The sequence below is a fragment of the Bordetella petrii genome (assembly GCF_020991325.1).
Classification (GTDB): domain Bacteria; phylum Pseudomonadota; class Gammaproteobacteria; order Burkholderiales; family Burkholderiaceae_B; genus Bordetella_A; species Bordetella_A petrii_E.
Genome location: NZ_JAJMLX010000265.1, coordinates 1 through 6,110, shown reverse-complemented (window position 1 = coordinate 6,110; position 6,110 = coordinate 1). Strand labels below are relative to the sequence as shown.

Annotated in this window: 6 protein-coding genes; 3 read left to right on the top strand and 3 right to left on the bottom strand. The window is 66.3% G+C overall.

Features of this window, described 5'->3' with window-relative positions; all coding sequences use genetic code 11:
• The first annotated feature begins 100 nt into the window (after window positions 1-100).
• The 3 genes from LPZ50_RS20310 (at window position 101) to bamC (ending at window position 2,872) form a co-directional block, all read left to right on the top strand.
• Window positions 101-748, top strand: a complete 648-nt coding sequence (locus LPZ50_RS20310; protein WP_230664375.1) for a site-2 protease family protein — start codon at window positions 101-103, stop codon at window positions 746-748.
• Between the two features lie 85 nt (window positions 749-833).
• A complete protein-coding gene (gene dapA / locus LPZ50_RS20305; protein ID WP_230664373.1) occupies window positions 834-1,733 on the top strand; it encodes a 4-hydroxy-tetrahydrodipicolinate synthase in 900 nt (299 codons plus the stop codon).
• 14 nt (window positions 1,734-1,747) lie between these two features.
• Window positions 1,748-2,872 carry an outer membrane protein assembly factor BamC gene (bamC, locus tag LPZ50_RS20300; protein ID WP_230664371.1) on the top strand — a complete coding sequence of 375 codons (1,125 nt, stop codon included), beginning with the start codon at window positions 1,748-1,750 and terminating at the stop codon, window positions 2,870-2,872.
• A 105-nt stretch (window positions 2,873-2,977) separates the two neighbouring features.
• Here the strand turns inward: bamC and LPZ50_RS20295 are convergent, their stop codons facing one another.
• From LPZ50_RS20295 to mutS, 3 genes are all read right to left on the bottom strand, one after another.
• Entirely contained in the window at window positions 2,978-3,199 is a 222-nt protein-coding gene (locus LPZ50_RS20295; RefSeq protein WP_230664369.1) for an endopeptidase, read from the bottom strand.
• Between the two features lie 283 nt (window positions 3,200-3,482).
• Window positions 3,483-4,682: a cupin domain-containing protein gene (locus LPZ50_RS20290; RefSeq protein ID WP_230664367.1), complete on the bottom strand. Its 1,200-nt coding sequence runs from the start codon at window positions 4,680-4,682 to the stop codon at window positions 3,483-3,485.
• Window positions 4,679-6,110: DNA mismatch repair protein MutS (gene mutS / locus LPZ50_RS20285; RefSeq protein ID WP_230664365.1), on the bottom strand; the 1,432-nt coding region annotated here is incomplete at its 5' end. The genes mutS and LPZ50_RS20290, both read right to left, overlap by 4 nt.

Sequence of the window (6,110 nt, the reverse complement as noted above, 5' to 3'; positions counted from 1 at the left end):
TGCGCCGCGGCCGTGGCGATCCGGCCGCGCTGGGCCTGGACTAAGCGCAGTCCCGCCGCCGGCGCCCCGGCCCGACTTGCCCAGGTACAATCCGCAGGCCATGTCCGATCTCATCCAGACTATCGCGATCTACGCGATCCCCGTCATTTTCGCCATCACGCTGCACGAGGCCGCCCATGGCTACGTGGCGCGCATGCTGGGCGATCCCACGGCCGAGCAGGCCGGGCGCATCACCCTGAACCCCATGCGGCACATCGACCCCGTCGGCACGCTGCTGGTGCCGGCCGGCATTCTGTTGATGTCCAAGCTGATGGGCGGGCCGGCCATGTTGTTCGGCTGGGCCAAGCCGGTGCCTGTCGACTTCGGGCGCCTGCGTCGTCCCAAGAAAGACATGCTGTGGGTGGCGCTGGCCGGGCCGGCGTCCAACCTGTTCATGGCCATTCTGTGGGTGTTGTCGATGCGCCTGTTCATGGCCGGGGGCGTCCAGGAAGGCTACTGGTATCAAATGGCACTGGCCGGGGTGAACGTCAACCTGGTGCTCATGGCCCTGAACCTGCTGCCCCTGCCGCCCCTGGACGGCGGCCGCATCGTCTTCAGCCTGTTGCCGAACCGGCTGGCCTGGCAGTTTTCCCGCATCGAGCCCTACGGGCTGGTGATCGTGGTGTTGCTGTTGGTTACCGGCGTGCTATGGACGCTGATGCAGCCTTTCCTGCAATTGGGGACGGCCATCGTCACCTGGTTCTTGTAAGGCCCAATATCCGTTAAACTCGGCGGTTCGACTGACCCAGTTCATCGCCCGAGGCCAGCCGCTTCGGGCCCGGAGCCCTTTTTTCATGGCATCCCCCGCCGCAAACATTACATTCCAGGGCAGCATGGTGGCGCTGGTCACCCCCATGCAACCCGATGGCAGCCTGGACTACGCTGCCTACCGCTCACTGATCGATTGGCACATTGCCGAAGGCACCGACGCGCTGGTCGTCGTGGGCACCACGGGCGAATCGCCCACCGTGTCCATGGACGAGCACGCCGAGCTCATCCGTGTGGCGGTCGAGCATGCCGCGGGCCGCATTCCTGTCATCGCCGGGGTGGGCGCCAATTCCACCGACGAAGCCATCCACCTGTCGCGCCACGCCAAGGCGGTGGGCGCCCAGGCCGGGCTGTCGGTGGTTCCGTACTACAACAAACCGTCCCAGGAAGGCCTGTATCGGCATTTCCGCGCCATCGTCGAAGCGGTAGACCTGCCCACGGTGCTGTACAACGTGCCCGGCCGCACCGTGGCCGACATGTCCAACGACACCGTGCTGCGCCTGGCGCAGGTGCCCGGCATCATCGGCATCAAAGACGCCACCGGCGACATCGCCCGCGGCGCGCTGCTGATGCGCGAGGCGCCGGCCGGCTTCCAGGTGTTCAGCGGCGACGACCCCACCGCCACGGCGCTTATCCTGCTGGGCGCGCGCGGCAACATCTCTGTTACGGCCAATGTGGCGCCACGTCTCATGCATGAGCTCTGTGCCGCCGCGTTGGCGGGCGACGTGCCCAAGGCGCGCGAACTTAATGCGCGCCTGGCGCGTCTAAACAAGGCTTTGTTTATCGAGGCCAATCCTGTTCCCGTCAAATGGGCGTTGGCCCAGATGGGGCGCTCAGCGCTGGGCTATCGCTTGCCGCTGGTCGAACTGGGTTCGCAGCACCACGACACGGTGCGCGGCGCGCTCCAGGAAACGGGTCTGCTCTAAAAGTGAGGAAGCGTATGAACCAACGTCATGCCGCTGCGTCGGCATTGATGGCCCTGACGTTGCTGGCCGGTTGCAGCGATGTCAACGAATTGCTGGGCAACGAAGAGTCGGTCGACTACAAAAGCACGAAGCGGGGGGAACCCCTCAGCATTCCGCCCGACCTGACCCAGGCTTCCAGCGATCCGCGCTACCGCGCGCCCGCTTCGGGTAGCACCACATATTCGCAATACCAGCAGCAAGGCCAGCAGCAAGTGGCCAGCGCCTCGCAGAACAGCAATGTGCTGCCCCAGCGCACCGACATGCGTGTCGAACGCGACGGCGACCTGCGCTGGCTGGTGGTAGAGCGTCCGCCCGAAGAAGTCTTCCCTAAAGTGGTCGACTTCTGGACGGACACCGGTTTCTCGGTGTCCACCAACAATCCCAAGGCGGGCCTGGTGGAAACCAACTGGGCGGAAAACCGCGCCAAGATCCCCGAAAGCTGGCTGCGCCAGGCGCTGGGCTCAATTCTGGACACGGCCTGGGATAGCGGCGAACGCGAAAAATTCCGCACCCGCGTCGAACGCGTCAGCAACCACACCGAAATCTACATTTCGCACCAGCAAATGCTCGAGAAGCGTGTCGGCGTGGACGACGGCCAGGTGCAATGGGAACACGGCAAGGAAGATCCCGGCCTGAACGCCGCCATGTTGGCGCGCCTGATGGTGTATCTGGGCACCGACGTCGATAACGCCCGCAAGCTGGTGGCCCAGGCCGAAGCCTCGCCCCAGGCTCCCGCCGTCCAGCAAGACGTGCAAGCCAACGGCGCGATGCTGGTGGTGAACGAATCCTTCGACCGCGCCTGGCGCCGTGTGGGCGTTGCGCTGGATTCCGGCGGTTTCGCCGTCGACGACCGCGATCGTTCCGCCGGCGAATATTTCGTGCGTTACGTCGATACCGATACCGGCGCCCAGCAAGACCAGCCGGGCTTCTTCAGCCGCCTGTTTTCCGGCGACAAGCAAGCGCAGGCCGCGCAGTATCGCATCCACCTGACCCAGGGCGGGGCCGCCACCGAGGTCACCGTGCTCGACAGCACTGGCCAGCGCGACAACAGCGCCACGGCGCAGCGCCTGCTCAGCGTCCTGAAAGACAAGATGACTTGATCATCCCCTGGGCATGCGCCCATGAAAAAGGCCGCGACAGCAATGCTGTCGCTGCCTTTTTTCTTTGTTCCCGCCTGCCGGCGGGGAACAAAGGCTTGCGGCTTATCAGGACGACGGCGTGGTCGCGCCACCCGAGCCGCCCGTGCCTTCCGTGCCGCCGCCAGGCGCCGGGGTGGTGGGAGCGGGAGTGCTGGGCGCAGGCGTGGAAGGCGCCGGCATCGTGGTCGACGGCTCGGAGCCGGCGGGGCTCGCGGTGTCTTCCTTCTTGTCGCAAGCGGTCAGCGCGACGGCAACTACCGAAGCAAGAATCAAGGTTTTGCTGATCATGTTGAGACTCCTCTAGGTGACGATCATGCGGCCCGTTAGGGGAAAACCAGAATCCCATTAGGGGAAACCAGTAGTCAGGCTACAGGAATCAGGCAGGTCCTTGCGTGTGGAAATTAAAGCGGTGGCATCCGAGACGTAACAATCTTTACTTGATCGTGTGTGCCATTTCTTGATGTTTCAAACGATGCGGACACCCTAGCGTTCTGTCCTAGATAGACACGTTTAGGTGTCTGGATCGTACAAACGAGCCCCTCGCGCCGCCGGGAGCGGCGCGGATTGTGGTTTATGCGTCACAGTCGGGCCGGTATTGCACCCAGCCCGCATCCAGCCAGTCTGCCAGGCAAGCGCGCTCGGCCTGGCTTAAGCGCTGGCAGCGTGGGTCGGCGCAAGGCAGCCGGCGCGCGTCCGCCAGCGCGCGTAATGCCGGGCCAGCGGCCACCGCTGCGGTTTCCCCGTTGATGAACAACTGGCGGCCCCGATACAGCATACGGGTGCGGCGATCCAGTTCCAGGACACCGTCTTGCGGCCAATGGGCAAGCAAATCCGGTGCTTCGCCCGCGGGTTCGAAGACGGCCAGATTACTGGGTTCGGTCAGCCAGCAGCCCAGGAAACGCGACGCCAGGGCGTCGTCGAAACGGACTTTGGCCAGGGTGTCCAGCGTGGCCTGCACCAGCGCGTCGGGCAGGGCGGCCGGGGTGTCTACCGGGGCCTGGCCGGGGTCGCGGTAAACCATGTCGAGTTTGGGGCCGGGCAGGGGAGGCTCGCCGTAAGGCCCGCCCAGCAGGCCGACCCGCGCCATGACCTGGTCGGCCGCGGCTTCCAGAAGGCCGCGCGCCAGCGCCGCCTGCGTGGGAGCCCGGAAGCCGATCGAGATCGTCATGCAGCCATCGCCCAGCGCAATGCCGTCGTGGGCCGCCTGCGGGGGCAAATACAGCATGTCGCCCGGTTCAAGCACGGTGTCGTGTTCCGGGGTGAAGTTGTCCAGGATCTTCAGCGGCAGGCCGGGTTTCAGCGACAGGTCTTTCTGGCGGCCATAGCGCCAGCGGCGGCGTCCCGCCGCCTGCAGCAGGAACACGTCGTAGCTGTCGAAGTGCGGGCCGACGCCGCCGCCGTCGGACGCCACGCTGATCATGATGTCGTCCAGGCGCGCGTCGGGGATGAAGCGGAACAGCTGCAGCAAGGCCGAGGCCGCGTCGCTGTGCAGATCCACGCTTTGCACCAGCAGCGTCCAGTCGGGCTCCTTGTCTTTGGGCAGGCGGGCAAACGGGCCTTGTTCCATTTGCCAGGCGCCGTTTTCGCGCCAGATCAGGCGCGACTCCACGTCGTCGCGGCGGGCCAGTTTTTTCAGGGCGGCAATGCCCACCGGCGGCTTGAAGCCGGGAATGGCCTGCCGGATCAGCAGGGGCTTGCGCTGCCAATGGCGGCGCATGAAGCCGGCCGGCGTCAGGCCGCCCAGCAATTCCAGGGCTTGGTCGGTTTTCATGGCATGCAGGCCTTCAGGCGGTACAGGGCGTCCAGGGCCTCGCGCGGCGTCAGGCTGTCGGGGTCGATGTGGGCAAGTTCGGCGCGCAATGCATCCAGCGCGGCGGATTCGTCGGATTGGTCGCTGGCCATGCCGGCCTGGGCATCGGCCTCGATGGCCGCGGCGAACAGGCCCAGCTGCGGCGTGGGCGCGCCCTGCGCTTCCAGGCGCTCGAGTTCGCGCGATGCGTGCCGGATGACAGCCGCGGGCACGCCGGCGCGCTGCGCCACCTGGATACCGTAGCTGCGGCTGGCCGGGCCGTCGCGCACTTCGTGCAGGAATACGATGCCGCCGGCCGATTCCGCGGCCGCCAGGTGTACGTTGGCTGACGTGGGCTGTTCGGCCGGCAGGCGCGTCAACTCAAAATAGTGGGTGGCGAACAGGGTCAGCGCGCGGTTATGGGTGACCAGGCGCAGCGCAATGGCCCAGGCCAGGGCCAGGCCGTCGTAGGTGGAGGTGCCGCGGCCGATTTCGTCCATTAGCACCAGGCTGTGCGGCGTGCTGGCGGCCAGGATGGCGGCTGCCTCGGTCATTTCCATCATGAAGGTGGAACGCCCGCCAGCCAGGTCGTCGGCCGCGCCGATGCGCGTGAAGATGCGGTCGATCTTGCCCACCATGGCGCGCTGCGCCGGCACGAAGCTGCCCACCCGCGCCAGCAGGGCGATCAGGGCCACTTGCCGCATGTAAGTGGACTTGCCCCCCATGTTGGGGCCGGTGATCAGCAGCATGCAGCGGGTGGCGTCCAGGCGGCAGCCATTGGGCGTGAAGCGTTCGATGGTGCGCTCGACCACCGGGTGGCGGCCGGCGTCGATGTCGATCTCGGATTGCTCGGTCAGTTCGGGCGCCACCCAGGCGTGGCGGCGCGCATGTTCGGCCAGGGCCGCCAGGGTGTCCAGCTCGGCCAGGGCGGCGGCGCAATCAGACAGGGGGCGCACGTGTTCGGCCAGGGCATCCAGCACTTGCTCGAACAGCCACTTTTCACGCGCCAGCGAGCGGTCCTGGGCCGACAGCACTTTGTCTTCCCAGGACTTGAGTTCGGGCGTGATGTAGCGTTCGGCGTTCTTCAGGGTCTGGCGGCGGCGGTAGTCTTCGGGCACTTTGTCGGCCTGGCCCTTGGTGACTTCTATATAAAAGCCGTGCACGCGGTTGAACTCGACCCGCAGGTTGGGGATGCCGGTGCGCTCGCGTTCGCGGGCTTCGAGCTGCAGCAGGAAATCGCCGCCGTCGGCCGCCAGGGCGCGCAGTTCGTCCAGGTCGGCATCGAAACCCGCCGCGATGACGCCGCCGTCGCGGATGGCGACAGCCGGCTCCTGGGCAATGGCGCGGCCCAGCAGCTCGGCGATGGCCGGGTCGGGCGCCAGGTGCAAGGCGAGTTCGGACAGGCGGGGC